The sequence below is a fragment of the Enterobacter cloacae complex sp. CDL013 genome (assembly GCF_049238805.1).
Classification (GTDB): domain Bacteria; phylum Pseudomonadota; class Gammaproteobacteria; order Enterobacterales; family Enterobacteriaceae; genus Enterobacter; species Enterobacter hormaechei_C.
The window spans coordinates 327,843-343,508 of the sequence record NZ_JBMKGT010000007.1 but is presented as its reverse complement, the minus strand read 5'-3'; the positions used below and the strand labels follow the sequence as shown (position 1 = coordinate 343,508).

General features: G+C 52.8%; 16 protein-coding genes. 15 read left to right on the top strand and 1 reads right to left on the bottom strand.

Annotation, left to right across the window (positions count from 1 at the left end; all coding sequences use genetic code 11):
- Positions 1-61: 61 nt before the first annotated feature.
- The 15 genes from pspA (at position 62) to ACOTXD_RS16680 (ending at position 14,491) form a co-directional block, all read left to right on the top strand.
- Positions 62-730 carry a phage shock protein PspA gene (gene pspA, locus ACOTXD_RS16750; protein WP_022651342.1) on the top strand — a complete coding sequence of 223 codons (669 nt, stop codon included), beginning with the start codon at positions 62-64 and terminating at the stop codon, positions 728-730.
- A gap of 49 nt (positions 731-779) precedes the next feature.
- Positions 780-1,004, top strand: a complete 225-nt coding sequence (gene pspB / locus ACOTXD_RS16745; RefSeq protein WP_003856853.1) for an envelope stress response membrane protein PspB — start codon at positions 780-782, stop codon at positions 1,002-1,004.
- Positions 1,004-1,363, top strand: coding sequence for an envelope stress response membrane protein PspC (gene pspC / locus ACOTXD_RS16740; protein WP_045346336.1), 360 nt, complete (start codon positions 1,004-1,006; stop codon positions 1,361-1,363). Before pspB ends, pspC begins: the two co-directional genes overlap by 1 nt.
- Positions 1,364-1,375: 12 nt before the next feature.
- Positions 1,376-1,600 (top strand): phage shock protein PspD, encoded by a 225-nt coding sequence (gene pspD / locus ACOTXD_RS16735; RefSeq protein ID WP_003856857.1) that lies wholly within the window; start codon positions 1,376-1,378, stop codon positions 1,598-1,600.
- Positions 1,601-1,795: 195 nt separating this feature from the next.
- Positions 1,796-3,493: a sugar phosphorylase gene (locus ACOTXD_RS16730; protein ID WP_126501407.1), complete on the top strand. Its 1,698-nt coding sequence runs from the start codon at positions 1,796-1,798 to the stop codon at positions 3,491-3,493.
- Between the two features lie 13 nt (positions 3,494-3,506).
- Positions 3,507-4,799: an ABC transporter substrate-binding protein gene (locus ACOTXD_RS16725; RefSeq protein WP_003856860.1), complete on the top strand. Its 1,293-nt coding sequence runs from the start codon at positions 3,507-3,509 to the stop codon at positions 4,797-4,799.
- 21 nt (positions 4,800-4,820) lie between these two features.
- Positions 4,821-5,702: a carbohydrate ABC transporter permease gene (locus tag ACOTXD_RS16720; RefSeq protein WP_003856862.1), complete on the top strand. Its 882-nt coding sequence runs from the start codon at positions 4,821-4,823 to the stop codon at positions 5,700-5,702.
- Entirely contained in the window at positions 5,689-6,531 is an 843-nt protein-coding gene (locus ACOTXD_RS16715; protein WP_003856865.1) for a carbohydrate ABC transporter permease, read from the top strand. The genes ACOTXD_RS16720 and ACOTXD_RS16715 overlap by 14 nt, the downstream gene beginning before the upstream one ends.
- Before the next feature lie 28 nt (positions 6,532-6,559).
- Positions 6,560-7,612 carry a zinc-dependent alcohol dehydrogenase gene (locus ACOTXD_RS16710; RefSeq protein ID WP_003856866.1) on the top strand — a complete coding sequence of 351 codons (1,053 nt, stop codon included), beginning with the start codon at positions 6,560-6,562 and terminating at the stop codon, positions 7,610-7,612.
- Positions 7,613-7,628: 16 nt separating this feature from the next.
- Positions 7,629-8,417 (top strand): sugar phosphate isomerase/epimerase family protein, encoded by a 789-nt coding sequence (locus ACOTXD_RS16705; protein WP_003856868.1) that lies wholly within the window; start codon positions 7,629-7,631, stop codon positions 8,415-8,417.
- An 11-nt stretch (positions 8,418-8,428) separates the two neighbouring features.
- Entirely contained in the window at positions 8,429-9,487 is a 1,059-nt protein-coding gene (locus ACOTXD_RS16700; protein WP_126501405.1) for a Gfo/Idh/MocA family protein, read from the top strand.
- Positions 9,481-11,760, top strand: coding sequence for a glycoside hydrolase family 65 protein (locus ACOTXD_RS16695; protein WP_126501403.1), 2,280 nt, complete (start codon positions 9,481-9,483; stop codon positions 11,758-11,760). Before ACOTXD_RS16700 ends, ACOTXD_RS16695 begins: the two co-directional genes overlap by 7 nt.
- Positions 11,750-12,415, top strand: coding sequence for a beta-phosphoglucomutase (pgmB, locus tag ACOTXD_RS16690; RefSeq protein WP_032658607.1), 666 nt, complete (start codon positions 11,750-11,752; stop codon positions 12,413-12,415). The genes ACOTXD_RS16695 and pgmB overlap by 11 nt, the downstream gene beginning before the upstream one ends.
- Positions 12,416-12,428: 13 nt before the next feature.
- Positions 12,429-13,511 carry an ABC transporter ATP-binding protein gene (locus tag ACOTXD_RS16685; RefSeq protein WP_003856876.1) on the top strand — a complete coding sequence of 361 codons (1,083 nt, stop codon included), beginning with the start codon at positions 12,429-12,431 and terminating at the stop codon, positions 13,509-13,511.
- A 65-nt stretch (positions 13,512-13,576) separates the two neighbouring features.
- Positions 13,577-14,491, top strand: coding sequence for an OmpG family monomeric porin (locus ACOTXD_RS16680; protein ID WP_058662614.1), 915 nt, complete (start codon positions 13,577-13,579; stop codon positions 14,489-14,491).
- A 33-nt stretch (positions 14,492-14,524) separates the two neighbouring features.
- Here ACOTXD_RS16680 and ACOTXD_RS16675 read toward each other — a convergent pair whose 3' ends face one another.
- Entirely contained in the window at positions 14,525-15,535 is a 1,011-nt protein-coding gene (locus ACOTXD_RS16675; protein ID WP_003856881.1) for a LacI family DNA-binding transcriptional regulator, read from the bottom strand.
- Positions 15,536-15,666: the final 131 nt, after the last annotated feature.

The window sequence follows — 15,666 nt, the reverse complement described above, 5'->3', positions numbered from 1 at the left end:
GGGATTTGTATTATCTGTTCAGCAGGGCATCGCCCGATAACAGAACTATGAGGATTGAATTATGGGTATTTTTTCTCGTTTTGCCGACATCGTGAACGCCAACATCAACTCGCTGCTGGAGAAAGCGGAAGATCCGCAGAAGCTGGTGCGCCTGATGATTCAGGAGATGGAAGACACGCTGGTTGAAGTACGCTCCACCTCCGCCCGCGCGCTGGCAGAGAAAAAGCAGTTAACACGTCGTATCGAGCAGGCGACTGCCCAGCTTAACGAGTGGCAGGAAAAAGCGGAACTGGCGCTGCGTAAAGATAAAGAAGATCTGGCCCGCGCTGCGCTGATTGAGAAGCAGAAGCTGACCGACATGGTTGCCACGCTGGAACATGAAGTGACGCTGGTGGATGATACTCTGACGCGTATGAAGAAAGAGATTGGTGAGCTTGAAAACAAACTCAGCGAAACCCGTGCACGTCAACAGGCGCTGGCGCTGCGCCACCAGGCTGCAAGCTCGTCCCGCGACGTGCGTCGCCAGCTGGACAGCGGCAAACTGGATGAAGCAATGGCGCGTTTCGAATCGTTTGAACGTCGTATCGACCACATGGAAGCGGAAGCCGAAAGCCACAGCATCGGTAAGCAGAAAACCCTGGATCAGCAGTTTGCTGACCTGAAGGCCGATGATGAAATTAGCGAGCAACTGGCTGCGCTGAAAGCCAAAATGAAACAAGACAACCAATAATAATTCCTGCGGCACCTGAGCGTGCCGCATCGTTAGACAAGGAGTACACATGAGCGCGCTTTTTCTGGCTATACCCCTGACCATTTTCGTGCTGTTTGTTCTGCCCATCTGGTTATGGCTGCACTACAGCAACCGCTCTTCACGCGGTGAGCTGTCGCAGAGTGAACAACAGCGGCTGGCGCAGCTCTCTGCCGAGGCAAATAAAATGCGCGAACGTATTCAGGCGCTGGAAGCCATCCTGGACGCGGAACACCCAAACTGGAGGGAACGGTAATGGCTGGACTGAATCTGAATAAAAAACTGTGGCGGATCCCACAGCAGGGCATGGTTCGGGGCGTTTGCGCCGGGCTGGCGCACTATCTGGATGTCCCGGTAAAACTGGTGCGTGTGGTCACCGTATTGTCGATTTTCTTCGGTCTGGCCTTTATTACACTGGTGGCATACATCATTCTGTCGTTTGTACTCGATCCTATGCCGGAAGGTGAGCTGAATGCTGAGAACACGCCAACCAGCAGAGATCTCCTGAACGCGGTGGATGAACAGCTGAGCGCAGGGGAGAAGCGATTGCGCGAGATGGAACGTTATGTCACCTCCGATACCTTTACGCTGAGAAGTCGTTTTCGTCAGCTTTAAGAGAGAACTTACATGAAACAAAACTGGCAACAGGCCGGTCAGAAGGTAAAACCCGGCCTGAAAATCGCAGGTAAACTGGTTCTGATGACGGCGTTACGTTATGGCCCGGCCGGTGTGGCGGGTTGGGCGATCAAGTCTGTTGCCCGCAAGCCGGTCAGAATGATGCTGGCGGTCGCTCTGGAGCCGCTGTTACAGAAACTGGCAAAACGCGTTTCCCGGCGCTACCTGTCACGCTAGTTCCTCCCGCATAAGCCCTTTCTCCCCCAGAGAAGGGGCATGACTTTCCTTTCTGCGTTTCTTCTGCTTTTCTGCTTTCTTTGCGGCAGCTCACAATAATGCGTTGCGCTGCGCTGAGAATGCTGCTTTCTGCCCCCGGGTCCGTTGACAGATATTTTTCATGGGAGTAGATTGCCACTCCGTGGGACCGCTACCATGGAAAATAATGTGAACGCAAAAATTAAAAAACTCATCAATCATATCTACGGTGAATCATTTTCAGATGCACACCTTAACGTGTTATTAACTAAGCTTGTAAAAGCGGCGGCTAATATTACGGAAAAGCGTAAGTCAGGCTGGGATGAAAAAGACGTTGTGCTGATTACCTATGCCGATCAGTTCTCCACAAAAGGGGAGCAAGCGTTGCCGGTATTTACCCGGTTCTATAATGAATGGCTTTCTCGTACGTTTTCCCATGTCCATCTGTTACCTTTTTATCCGTGGTCTTCGGATGATGGATTTTCCGTTATTGATTATCACGAGGTTGCTCCTGAAACAGGAACCTGGCGAGATGTCGCGGAATTAAAACATTCAGCCAGCTTAATGTTTGACTTCGTTTGCAATCATATGTCAGCGAAAAGCGAATGGTTTGCTAATTATCTTGCGCAGAAGCCGGGCTACGAAGATTTCTTTATTTCTGTCGACCCCGAAACCGATTTATCCGCGGTGACGCGTCCACGCGCATTACCGCTGCTGACGCCGTTCACGCTTCATGATGGCAGCGTTCGTCATCTGTGGACCACATTCAGCGATGACCAGATCGATCTCAATTTCGCCTCGCCGCAGGTGCTGATTGCCATGGTTGACGTTCTGCTCCATTACCTCATGGAAGGGGCGCGTTATATCCGTCTGGATGCGGTCGGGTTTATGTGGAAGATCCCGGGAACCACCTGTATCCATCTGGAACAAACCCATTGCCTTATCCAGCTGTTCCGCGCCATCACGGACGCTGTGGCGCCTGGAACGGTGATCATCACTGAGACAAATGTTCCCCACAAAGACAATGTCTCTTACTTCGGTGATGGTGAAAATGAAGCCCAGATGGTCTATCAGTTTTCCTTACCTCCGCTGGTGCTGCATGCTGTTCATCGTCAGGATGTTAAAGCCCTATGCCAGTGGGCGGGGTCACTGGCGCTGCCTTCAACTCATACCACCTGGTTTAATTTCCTGGCCTCGCATGATGGTATCGGTTTGAACCCGTTACGCGGCATCCTTCCGGAATCAGAGATCCTCTCGCTGGTTGAAAAGCTTCAGCAGGAAGGCGCGCTGGTCAACTGGAAAAATAATCCTGACGGTACGCGAAGCCCCTATGAAATTAATGTCACCTATCTTGATGCGTTGAGTTTGCGAGACAGCTCAGATGATGAGCGCATTGCACGGTTCATCCTGGCGCATGCTGTGTTGTTAAGTTTTCCTGGCGTACCGGCTGTATATATTCAAAGCATTCTCGGTTCGCGTAACGATTATGAAGGTGTCGAACGTCTTGGATATAACCGCGCAATAAACAGGAAGAAATACACCGCAGGTCAGGTTGATCTGGAACTCAATAATAAGAAGAGTATTCGTTATCAAATTTATTCTCGTTTGAGTGAGCTTATTGCTATTCGTCGCGGCGAGAGTGCGTACCATCCGGATAGCCAGGCTATTTTTGACGCAATCGGCGAACATATTCTTAAAATTGTTCGTGTTGCTGAAAATGGCGAGCGAATGACAGCATTATTTAATTTTAGCAATAAAATGCAGACCATTTATGGACAAACGCTCTTTGGTAGGGAATTACTATCAGGACACGATATTAGCGGTACGGAACTGAACCTCAATCCATGGCAGGTAATGTGGATTAAAGAAAACTAAAAAGGACCCTAAAATGAAAATGCCCAAAATTGTGCTGTTATCAGCACTGGTTTCGTGCGCCCTGTTATCAGGCTGTAAGGACGATAAAGCATCTCAGGTCACAATTGAGTTTATGCACTCGTCGGTAGAACAGGAGCGTCAGGCAGTTATTACGAAACTGATCGAAAAATTCGAGAAAGAGAACCCGACTATTACGGTGAAACAGGTACCCGTTGAGGAAGATGCCTATAACACCAAGGTCATTACGTTGGCCCGTACCGGCGCGCTGCCGGAAGTGATTGAAGTCAGCCATGACTACGCCAAAGTCATGGATAAAGAGCAACTGCTGGACCGTGACGCGATCGGCAACGCGATTAAAGCCGTCGGTGAAGATACCTTTTATGACGGCATTTTACGCGTTGTTCGCACTGAAGACGGCAAGGCATGGACGGGGGTGCCGGTTAGCGCCTGGCTGTCCGGCGTCTGGTATCACAAAGATGCGCTCGCGGCAGCAGGAATCGAAGAACCGCACAACTGGGAGCAACTGCTGAAGGCCAGTCAGTCGCTCAACGATCCGGCGAAAAAACATTACGGTATCGCGCTGCCAACCGCAGAAAGCGTCATGACCGAGCAGGCTTTCTCGCAGTTTGCGTTGTCAGGCGGAGCCAACGTCTTTGATGCAAACGGCAACGTGAAAATCGATACCCCTGAAATGTCGAAAGCGCTGGCGTTTTATCGGGCACTGGCCGCGAACACCATGCCGGGCTCGAATGATGTCATGGAGATCAAAGACGCCTTCATGAACGGCTCTGCGCCGATGGCCGTTTACTCCACCTATATCCTGCCCGCGGTCTACAAAGATGGCAATCCGGCCAACCTGGGGTTCGTGGTCCCGACGGAAAAATCATCAGCCGTGTACGGCATGATCACCTCGTTGACGATCACGACCGGCCAGACCGAAGAGGAAACGCAGGCGGCAGAAAAATTTGTGACCTGGATGGAGCAGGCTCAAAACGCGTCTGACTGGGTGATGATGTCCCCTGGTGCGGCGCTGCCGGTGAACAAACTCGTGGTGGGCACTGAGAGCTGGAAAAACAACGACGTGATCAAAGCCTTTGGTCAACTGCCTTACGAGCTGATTGCGCAGTTCCCGAACGTCCAGGTATTTGGCGCCGTAGGCGACAAAAACTTTACCCGCATGGGAGATGTTACCGGGTCCGGCATTATCAGTTCCATGGTGCATAACGTAACGGTGGGACAAAAAGATCTCAATGCGACGTTAAGCAACAGCCAGAAGAAACTGACTGACCTGATCTCACAACGATAGGAGCGCTTTGCGAAGGGAATTATGAAGACGTTGTTTTCTGGTCGTTCAGATATGCCTTTCGCCATGCTGCTGTTGGCCCCCAGCCTGATTTTGCTGGGGGGCCTGGTGGCCTGGCCAATGATTTCCAACATTGAAATCAGTTTTTTACGTTTACCGCTGAACCCGCGTATTGATGCGGTGTTCGTCGGCCTGGATAACTACATTCGCATTCTGGGCGATGCTGCGTTCTGGCACTCCCTGTGGATGACGTTCTGGTATACGGCCCTGGTCGTGCTCGGCAGCACCGGGTTGGGACTGGCCGTAGCGATCTTCTTTAACCGTGAATTCCGCATGCGGAAAACGGCACGTTCACTGGTGATTCTGTCCTACGTGACGCCGTCTATTTCACTGGTATTTGCCTGGAAATACATGTTCAACAACGGCTACGGGATTGTGAACTACCTGGGCGTTGATCTGCTGCATCTCTACGATCAGGCGCCGCTGTGGTTCGATAATCCTGGCAGCAGTTTTGTCCTGGTTGTGCTGTTCGCCATCTGGCGTTACTTCCCGTACGCCTTTATCTCGTTCCTCGCAATTTTGCAGACCATTGATAAATCATTGTACGAAGCGGCAGAGATGGACGGGGCGAATGCCTGGCAGCGTTTTCGTATCGTGACGTTGCCCGCCATCATGCCGGTGCTGGCCACGGTGGTCACGCTGCGAACCATCTGGATGTTCTACATGTTTGCGGATGTGTATCTGCTCACCACCAAGGTCGACATTCTGGGCGTATATCTCTACAAAACCGCCTTTGCGTTCAATGACCTGGGTAAAGCAGCCGCCATTTCCGTTGTGCTGTTTGTGATCATCTTTGCGGTCATTCTGCTGACCAGAAAAAGGGTAAACCTCAATGGCAACAAATAAACGCGTTCTGGGCCGTATCGGTTTTTATCTGGGACTGGCGGTATTCCTGATTATCACGCTGTTTCCGTTTTTTGTAATGTTGATGACGTCATTCAAAAGCGCGAAAGAGGCGATCTCGCTGCACCCGACCATTCTGCCGCAGGAGTGGACGCTACAGCACTACATCGACATCTTTAACCCGCTGATTTTCCCGTTTGTGGATTACTTCCGTAACAGCATGGTGGTGTCGCTGACCTCCTCGGTCATTGCGGTGTTTCTCGGTACGCTGGGCGCGTATGCGTTATCCAAACTGCGCTTTAAAGGGCGCACGACGATCAATGCGAGCTTCTACACCGTCTATATGTTCTCCGGGATCCTGCTGGTGGTGCCGCTGTTCAAAATCATCACCGCGCTCGGCATTTATGACACCGAACTGGCGCTGATCATCACCATGGTGACGCAGACGTTGCCTACCGCGGTCTTTATGCTGCGCAGCTATTTCGACACCATCCCGGACGAAATCGAAGAAGCCGCGATGATGGACGGCCTGAACCGCCTGCAAATCATCTTCCGCATCACCGTGCCGCTGGCGATCTCGGGTCTGGTGTCGGTCTTTGTCTACTGCTTCATGGTGGCGTGGAATGACTATCTGTTCGCCTCCATTTTCCTGTCCAGCGCCAGCAACTTCACGTTGCCGGTGGGGCTGAACACGCTCTTCAGTACGCCAGATTACATCTGGGGTCGCATGATGGCGGCATCGCTGGTAACGGCACTTCCGGTCGTCATTATGTATGCCCTGTCTGAACGTTTCATTAAAAGTGGTTTGACCGCCGGCGGCGTGAAGGGCTGAGGCGGCCGATATTAACAAGGAGTCAGTCATGAAAAAATTAGTTGCGACAGCGCCTCGTGTAGCGGCGCTGGTGGAATACGAAGATCGTCCTGTTGCAGCACATGAGGTGAAGATTCGTGCCCGTTATGGTGCCCCGAAACACGGCACCGAAGTCGTGGATTTCCGCGCGGCAAGCCCGTTCATCGATGAAGAGTTCAACGCTGAGTGGCAGATGTTTACCCCGCGTGAAAAAGGTGCAGCGCGCGGCATCGAATTTGGTAAATTCCAGCTGGGGAACATGATCGTCGGCGACATTATCGAATGTGGTGCGGACGTGACGGAATACCAGATCGGCGACAGCGTCTGCTGCTACGGCCCGTTGCAGGAAACGGTCATCGTAAACGCGGTGAACAACTATAAGCTGCGCAAAATGCCGCAGGGCGCATCCTGGAAAAACGCCGTTTGCTACGATCCGGCGCAGTTCGCCATGAGCGGCGTGCGTGATGCTAACGTCCGCGTAGGGGATTTCGTCGTGGTTGTGGGGCTGGGCGCGATTGGCCAGATTGCGATTCAGCTGGCGAAAAAAGCCGGTGCGTCAGTGGTTATTGGTGTCGATCCTATCGAACATCGCTGTGAGATCGCCCGCCGTCACGGTGCAGACCACTGCCTGAACCCAATCGGTACCGATGTCGGTCTGGAAATTAAGAAACTGACCGGCAAGCAGGGCGCCGATGTGATCATCGAAACCAGCGGATTTGCAGATGCGCTGCAATCTGCGCTGCGCGGTCTCGCCTACGGTGGAACGATCTCCTACGTGGCTTTCGCCAAGCCGTTTGCGGCAGGCTTCAACCTTGGTCGCGAAGCACACTTCAATAACGCCAAAATTGTCTTCTCCCGCGCATGCAGTGAACCCAACCCGGATTATCCGCGCTGGAGCCGCAAGCGTATTGAAGAGACCTGCTGGGAATTGCTGATGAACGGTTATCTCAATTGCGAAGATCTGATCGACCCGGTCGTCACCTTCACCACCAGCCCGGAAAGCTATATGAAGTATGTCGATCAGCACCCGGAACTCAGTATCAAAATGGGCGTCACTTTTTAAGCTAAGGACAGCAATCATGAAAATCGCAACACAAAACCAGGCCTTTTTCCCGACCGCTATCATGGAAAAATTCGAATACATCAAAGCGATGGGATTTGATGGCTACGAAATTGATGGCCGACTGCTGGTGGAAAACCTCGACGAAGTAAAAGCGGCTATCAAAGCCACCGGCCTGCCGGTCACGACGGCCTGTGGCGGATACGATGGCTGGATCGGGGATTTCATTGAAGAACGCCGCCTGAACGGTCTACAGCAGATTGAACGCATTCTGGAAGCGCTGGCAGAAGTGGGCGGAAAGGGGATTATCGTTCCGGCTGCCTGGGGGATGTTTACCTTCCGTCTGCCGCCAATGACTTCGCCACGTAGTCTGGACGGCGATCGCAAAGCGGTCAGCGCTTCCCTGCGCTGGCTGGATGAGGTGGCAGCGCGCACCGGTACTACCGTCTACCTGGAGCCGCTGAACCGCTATCAGGATCATATGATCAACACTCTGGCCGACGCGCGTCGTTATATCGAAGAGAACGGCCTGAAGCACGTGCAGATCATCGGTGATTTCTACCACATGAATATTGAAGAAGACTCCCTGACGGAAGCGCTGCATCAGAACCGCGACCTGCTGGGTCATGTGCACATTGCTGATAACCACCGCTATCAGCCGGGCAGCGGCAGCCTCGATTTCGCCAGCCTGTTCGATCAGCTGCGTGCCGATAATTATCAGGGTTACGTCGTGTACGAGTGCCGGGTGCGTGCCGACGATCCGGCTCAGGCCTATAAGGACTCTCTCACTTACTTGCGTGAATGCTAAGGATGACGAGCGTGATGAGTGCTTCTACACCTTTGCCTCTGCGCGTCGCCATCATTGGCGCCGGGCAGGTTGCAGACAAAGTGCATGCCTCGTATTACGCCACGCGCAGTGATGTTCAAATGGTGGCTGTCATGGACAGCCGCCTTGAGCAGGCACAGGCGTTCGCGGAACGTTATGCTATTCCATCGGCATGGCATGACGCTCACGAGATGTTGCAGGAAGTAAAACCGGATGTGGTGAGCGTCTGTTCGCCTAACCGGTTCCATTTTGAACATGTGATGGCGGCTCTCGAAGCAGGCTGTCATGTGATGTGTGAAAAGCCGCCGGCGATGACGCCGCACCAGGCGGATGAGATGCGTCTCGCGGCGCGCAAGGCCGGAAAAGTCCTCGCGTACGATTTTCACCATCGCTTTGCGCTGGATACCCAGCTCCTGCGCGATGCGGTAATGAACGGAACGCTCGGTGAAATTTACTTCACCTCCGCGCAGGCGCTGCGTCGTTGCGGTGTGCCGGGGTGGGGCGTTTTCACCAATAAATCGCTCCAGGGCGGCGGGCCGCTGATCGATATCGGCATTCATATGCTGGATGCCGCGATGTATGTGCTGGGTTTCCCGCCCGTGAAGCGGGTAACCGCGCACAGCTTCCAGAGACTGGGGAACCGGAAACACACCGGCCAGTTTGGCGAATGGGATCCTGCGCAGTTTACCGTGGAGGATGCCCTGTTTGGCACGATTGAGTTTTGCAACGGTGGCATTCTGCGTCTGGACACCTCTTTTGCGCTTAATATCCGCGAGCAGTCGATCATGAACGTCTCTTTCTGCGGTGAGAAGGCGGGTGCAACGCTGTTCCCGGCACACATTTATAACGACGAAGCCGGAGTTTTACAGACGCTGACCCAGCGGGAGGAGGCTGACGGTCGCCGACATCTGCGCAGTATGGATGCGTTTGTTCGCCACGTAATGGGCGAGCCGGTCATGATTGCCGATGCGGAGCAGGGGCTGGTGATCCAGCAATTAGTCGCGGCGTTATATGAAGCCGCGGAAACAGGGGAAAGCGTGACGTTATGCTGAACCAGTCTGTATTAACCGATCCGGGCTTTTGCCCGCATAGCCTGAATAAGTACGCGTCCATTATGGCCTGCGGCAATGGCTACATGGGCATTCGCGCCACGCATGAAGAAGATTACACCCAGCAGACCAGAGGCATGTATCTCGCGGGGCTGTATCATCGCGCGGGACGCAACGAAACCACAGAGCTGATCAATCTGCCGGATGTCACCGGGGTTGAAGTTGAGCTGGACGGCGTCAATTTCACGCTCCTTTCAGGCGAAATTCTTGAGTGGCAACGCGAGCTGGCCTTTGCTAACGGCGAACTGCATCGTAACGTTGTCTGGCGTTCGCCGGACGGAAAACGCTATCGCCTCGAGAGCCGTCGTTTTGTTTCGCTGGACCAGTTGCCCTTAGTGGCAATGCGGCTCTCGATTACACCGCTTGATGGCGCCGCTCAGGCCGTGCTGAAAACCGGCATAGATGCGACACAGACGAACAGCGGCAGGCAGCATCTGGATGAAATCTCGGTCAGGGTTTTTGACCAGCACTACATGCAGGGTGTGTATGAAACGCAGGACCGGGCGTCTGAAGTTGTTGTTTCGGCGTTTTGTCAGCTCTCCGCTAAGAGCGACAGCTGTTTCACCGCCAAAAATCGTCGCCTCAGCGTTCATCATTCTCTGACTATCTCGAAAGGTGACACCGTCACGCTTGAGAAAATCATCTGGCTGACGCATCGCAGCGATAAAGCGCTCTCGCAGGAGTCTTTCGCCCGCAACGCGCTGGCCGATCTCAAAGTCTGCGCGGCAAGAGGCTACGATGCGTTGCTTGAAAGCTCAGCGTATGCCTGGAAAGCGGTATGGCGTGACGCTCGGGTGGAAGTGACTTGTGCAGAACAGCAGGATCAGCTTGCGCTGGATTATGCCGTCTGGCACCTGACGACAATGACGCCAGCCCATAGCGAAAGAAGCAGCATTTCCGCGAAAGGGCTGACGGGGGAAGGGTACAAAGGGCACGTCTTCTGGGATACCGAAATTTTCCTGTTGCCGTTCCATCTGTTTACCCGTCCACAGATTGCCCGCAGCCTGCTGCGCTATCGCTGGCTGAATCTTTCTGGCGCGCGTGAAAAAGCACGCCGTAACGGTTGGCCGGGCGCGTTGTTCCCGTGGGAAAGCGCCGCCAGCGGAGAGGAAGAGACGCCAGAATTCGCAGCCATTAACATCCGCACCGGGGTTCGCCAGAAGGTCGCCTCCGCACTCGCTGAACACCACATCGTGGCTGATATTGCCTGGGCCGTTGTCGCTTACTGGCAGGCAACACACGACGATGCCTTTATGCGCAATGAGGGTCTGACGCTGCTGATGGAAACCGCTTCGTTCTGGATGGGACGCGCGACGGAAATTAATGGTCGTCTTGAGATCCATGACGTGATCGGACCGGATGAATACACCGAGCATGTCAACAACAACGCTTACACCAACTATCTGGCCTGGCACAACGTGGCCTGCGCGCGTCAGTTTATGGCGAAGTTTGGGCGTGAAGATGCGCGTTTTACGGAGAATGCCGGTAAGTTCCTGGCGCGCCTGTGGCTGCCAGAGGCCGACGCAGAGGGTGTGATCCCGCAGGATGATACCTTCATGGCAAAACCTGCCATCGATCTGAGCCGCTATAAAGCCAAAGCGGGTAAGCAAACCATTCTGCTTGATTACTCTCGCGCGGAAGTGAACGAGATGCAGATCCTGAAGCAGGCCGACGTGGTGATGCTTAACTACCTGCTGCCGGAACGGTTTACGCCGCAGCAATGTGCCGCCAATCTGGCGTTCTACGAGCCACGCACGATCCATGATTCATCCCTGAGTAAAGCCATTCACGGCATCGTGCTCGCACGCTGCGGTGACACCGAGGGGGCGTATGCCTTCTGGCGCGATGGGATTGCCATCGACCTGGGGGACGACCCGCACAGCAGTGATGACGGTATTCATGCCGCCGCCACCGGTGCGATCTGGTTGGGCGCCATCCAGGGATTTGCTGGCCTGCACATTAGCGAAGGGGAGCTGCATCTTGCGCCGAAGCTGCCTGCTCACTGGCAGAAACTCGCCTTCCCGCTGCGGTGGCGGGGCGCAACAATGCACATTACCTGTGAAGATGACCAGTTAACCATTGAAACCACCGCACCTGTCACGTTGACGCTGTGGGGGGAAACGCTGCATGTATCAGGGCGAAAGGTCTGTGAGCGTAAGGACTTTCTTGTACCTGTTAATGGGACCGCTACCACGGAGGGGCGCCATGACGCTTAACGCTGTTGTATTCGATCTGGACGGGGTGATCACCGATACCGCGCATCTTCACTTTCTGGCCTGGCGCGCCGTGGCAGAGGAGATTGGTATCACCTTCGATGAAGTATTTAACGAACAGCTGAAGGGAATAAGCCGTATGGACTCCCTCCAGCGCATTCTGAAACATGGCGGGAAAGAGGGGATGTTCAGTGACGAGCAGCGCCTGGCGCTGGCGACGAAAAAAAACGCGCTTTACGTCCAGTCGCTGGCATCACTGACGCAGGATTCGCTGCTGCCGGGTATTCGCGACGTGCTGGCGGATATTCGCGCCGCGAAGGTCAAAATTGGCCTGGCATCCGTATCGCTTAATGCTCCTGGGATTTTGCACGCGTTGGGTATTCATCAGGCTTTCGATTTTTGCGCCGATGCTTCGCGTATTAGCCGCTCAAAGCCGGACCCGGAAATCTTCCTTGCGGCCTGTAAAGGACTGAACGTGCGTCCTGAAGAGGCCATTGGTATCGAAGATGCCGCCGCAGGGGTAGATGCGATCAACGCCGCAGGAATGCTGTCGGTCGGGATTGGGCCTGGCCTGAACCATGCGGGATTACAACTTCATTCAACGCAGGAACTGACCTGGGAACGCCTGACGGCTTTCTGGGCATCCCGGGCGTATTGATAAGGAATTAATAATGGCTCAACTGTCTCTGAAACACATTCAGAAAATTTATGATAACCAGGTCCACGTGGTGAAGGATTTCAACCTCGAAATTGAAGACAAAGAATTTATCGTCTTCGTCGGTCCATCGGGTTGTGGGAAATCCACGACGCTGCGAATGATTGCCGGCCTCGAGGAGATCAGCGCGGGTGAACTGATTATTGACGGGGTTTGCATGAATGATGTTCCCGCAAAGTCCCGTGATATCGCGATGGTCTTCCAGAACTATGCGCTCTATCCGCATATGACGGTCTACGACAACATGGCGTTTGGCCTGAAAATGCAAAAAATTGCGCCCTCCGTCATTGAAGAACGCGTTACCTGGGCGGCACAGATCCTGGGCTTGCGCGATTACCTCCAGCGTAAACCTGGCGCGTTGTCCGGCGGTCAGCGTCAGCGCGTGGCGTTAGGCAGGGCGATAGTGCGCGAAGCGGGGGTGTTCCTGATGGATGAGCCCTTATCCAACCTTGATGCCAAACTTCGTGTGCAGATGCGCGCTGAAATCAGCAAGCTGCATCAGAAGCTTAATACCACCATGATTTACGTGACGCACGATCAGACGGAAGCCATGACGATGGCGACCCGCATCGTGATTTTAAAGGACGGCATCATTCAGCAGGTGGGCGCGCCGAAGCAGGTCTACAACGAGCCGGCGAATATGTTCGTTGCAGGATTTATTGGCTCACCGGCGATGAACTTCATTCGTGGCGCAATCGACGACCGCTATTTTGTGACGGAAACGCTGCGTCTGGAGATCCCGGAGGACAAGCTGGCCGTACTGAATGCGCAAGGTTACCAGCGTAAAGCGGTTGTCTTTGGGATCCGTCCGGAAGATATTCTCACCGTACAGCGAAGCGGCGAAAACATCACGGCGAAGATCAGCGTTGCTGAGCTGACCGGGGCTGAATTTATGCTTTATGCCACCGTGGGTGGGCATGAACTGGTTGTCCGTGCGGGAGCGGCGGATGATTACGTTGCCGGAGATAATATAGGCATCCAGTTCGATATGAATAAGTGCCATTTCTTCGATGCTGATACTGAAACAGCTATTAGATAAGAAAGGTGTTCGCCGGAAATGAAAGTTTCCGGTTTTTTGTATGTTAATTATAAAGGAATATTTTAATGAGTACTCTACTAAGAAGTGCTGCGCTCGTCCTGTGCGCAGGGGTGAGCTGCGCGCAAGCAACTGAATCAGCCAAACAGTGGGAATTTAATATTGGCGCCATGTATGAAATTGAAAACGTCGAAGGTCAGGCAGACGATAAAGATGGATTATATGAACCCTCCGTGTGGTTTAATGCCACTTGGGATGCATGGACCATTTCGCTGGCTATGTATCAGGAAGGGCCGGTTGATTACAGTAGCATGACGCGCGGCACCTATTTCGATCGTCCCGAAGTAGAATTACGCTATCGTATTATTGGTACCGATGATTTCACGCTGGGACTGACGGGTGGTTTCCGTAATTACAGCTATCATTTCAAAGATGAGGATGGCGCGAAAGCGGGCAGCGCAAATATGCAGCGCTATAAAATTCAACCGGACTGGGATGTAAAATTAACCGATGACTGGCGTTTTGGCGGATGGTTTGCCATGTACCAGTTTGCGAATGACCTGGCAAAAACCGGTTATTCTGACAGCCGTGTTGAAACGGAAACCGGTTTTACCTGGACAATTAACGAAACCGTCTCTGCAAAAGTTAATTACTATTTAGAGCGGGGTTTCAATATGGACAGTTCACGTAATAACGGTGAATTCTCCACTCAGGAAATCCGTGCGTATATGCCTGTTTCATTAGGACAGACAACCCTGACGCCGTATACTCGTCTTGGGCTTGACCGCTGGTCAAACTGGGACTGGCAAGACGATCCTGAGCGTGAAGGACATGATTTCAACCGTTTGGGTATGCTGTACGCCTATGATTTTAACAATGGTTTATCCATGACGCTGGAATATGCCTACGAATGGGAAAACCATGACGAAGGGGAAAGTGACCGCTTCCACTATGCCGGTATCGGCGTGAATTACGCGTTTTGATAACACTTCACCAGGGGCGTTTGCCCCTGGTTTTTAGCGTAATGAAGCCGCATCTGAAAAATGCGTTTCAACCAATACCTTATGCGGGGCAGGTTTACCCGCAATGCACCTGAACAACAAATCGCAGCTCTCTTCGCCCAGCTTTCTCGTGGGGATATCAAAACCGCCTGGTGCAGGGGTTAAAATGAGAGATAGCATCGGGTCGCTGTATCCTGCCATTGCGACCTGTTCCGGGATCGTCAGATTTAGCTCATCCGCGGCACGATAAAGACTTAGCAATTTCATGCTGTCCGTCGCAAAAACTGCATCAGGCGGGTTGTCTGATGAGAGTAGCTGACAGGCCGCCTGAAGCGCGCTTTCATGGGTATATCCGCCATCAATAACCCAGTCCGGATTAATCGCAATACCGTGCTTCTCAAGGCTCGATTTATAGCCCGCCAGGCGATCGATAGAAACGTGATAATCGAGCGGGGCATGCAGGCAGGCAATTTTAGTGCGACCATGTTTGATAAATGAGTCGGTTAATATGGCGCTGTCGTGGAAATTATCCGTGTCGACAGAATAGATATTCTGGTAATTGCCTTCCACTTTACCAATAACGACCACGGGCACACCGTATTCGTCCAGCGTCGCGAAAAAAGACTCGTTTGCCGGCGAGCTTAGCATGATGATCCCTTTGATCATCTTCTGCTTTATTTTACCCACGCATTTTTGCAGATCATCTTCGCTGCTTTTGGACGTTTGTAAAATAACATCAAAACCTTCTTCTTCTGCTTTTGCCGTTATGGCATGCAGTACATCAGAGAAAAACGGATTCCCTGCGGTGGTTTTGGTTGAACGGGTCGAAATAACCATAATGGCGTCGAAGCCAGAAGAAGTAAGTGCGCGGGCAAGTTTATTCGGTTGATAATTTAATTCTTCTATCGCCTTCAACACCTTTTCGCGCGCTTCAGGAGAAATATTCGTTTGTTTATTCAGAACGCGCGACACGGTTGATTTCGAAACGCCAGCAACGCGGGCAATATCATAGATGGTGGGTGACATACACCTTACTCACTCCAGACGGACAGCAATTGCGCCCATCTTACTGGAGAGAAAACGGCAATAGCAATAATTAAGAATTGATAATCAACGATCTGCCCCAATTTACTGTATTCTGAAGTGACTTTTTTCAG

What these genes read in the sequence shown, in the direction of transcription:
- ACOTXD_RS16720 (WP_003856862.1), top strand. Translation starts at nt 4,821, where the DNA reads ATGAAGACGTTGTTTTCTGGTCGTTCAGATATGCCTTTCGCCATGCTG.
- pspB (WP_003856853.1), top strand. Translation starts at nt 780, where the DNA reads ATGAGCGCGCTTTTTCTGGCTATACCCCTGACCATTTTCGTGCTGTTT.
- pspC (WP_045346336.1), top strand. Translation starts at nt 1,004, where the DNA reads ATGGCTGGACTGAATCTGAATAAAAAACTGTGGCGGATCCCACAGCAG.
- ACOTXD_RS16680 (WP_058662614.1), top strand. Translation starts at nt 13,577, where the DNA reads ATGAGTACTCTACTAAGAAGTGCTGCGCTCGTCCTGTGCGCAGGGGTG.
- ACOTXD_RS16730 (WP_126501407.1), top strand. Translation starts at nt 1,796, where the DNA reads ATGGAAAATAATGTGAACGCAAAAATTAAAAAACTCATCAATCATATC.
- ACOTXD_RS16675 (WP_003856881.1), bottom strand. Translation starts at nt 15,535, where the DNA reads ATGTCACCCACCATCTATGATATTGCCCGCGTTGCTGGCGTTTCGAAA.
- ACOTXD_RS16710 (WP_003856866.1), top strand. Translation starts at nt 6,560, where the DNA reads ATGAAAAAATTAGTTGCGACAGCGCCTCGTGTAGCGGCGCTGGTGGAA.
- ACOTXD_RS16685 (WP_003856876.1), top strand. Translation starts at nt 12,429, where the DNA reads ATGGCTCAACTGTCTCTGAAACACATTCAGAAAATTTATGATAACCAG.
- ACOTXD_RS16705 (WP_003856868.1), top strand. Translation starts at nt 7,629, where the DNA reads ATGAAAATCGCAACACAAAACCAGGCCTTTTTCCCGACCGCTATCATG.
- pspD (WP_003856857.1), top strand. Translation starts at nt 1,376, where the DNA reads ATGAAACAAAACTGGCAACAGGCCGGTCAGAAGGTAAAACCCGGCCTG.
- pgmB (WP_032658607.1), top strand. Translation starts at nt 11,750, where the DNA reads ATGACGCTTAACGCTGTTGTATTCGATCTGGACGGGGTGATCACCGAT.
- pspA (WP_022651342.1), top strand. Translation starts at nt 62, where the DNA reads ATGGGTATTTTTTCTCGTTTTGCCGACATCGTGAACGCCAACATCAAC.
- ACOTXD_RS16695 (WP_126501403.1), top strand. Translation starts at nt 9,481, where the DNA reads ATGCTGAACCAGTCTGTATTAACCGATCCGGGCTTTTGCCCGCATAGC.
- ACOTXD_RS16715 (WP_003856865.1), top strand. Translation starts at nt 5,689, where the DNA reads ATGGCAACAAATAAACGCGTTCTGGGCCGTATCGGTTTTTATCTGGGA.
- ACOTXD_RS16725 (WP_003856860.1), top strand. Translation starts at nt 3,507, where the DNA reads ATGAAAATGCCCAAAATTGTGCTGTTATCAGCACTGGTTTCGTGCGCC.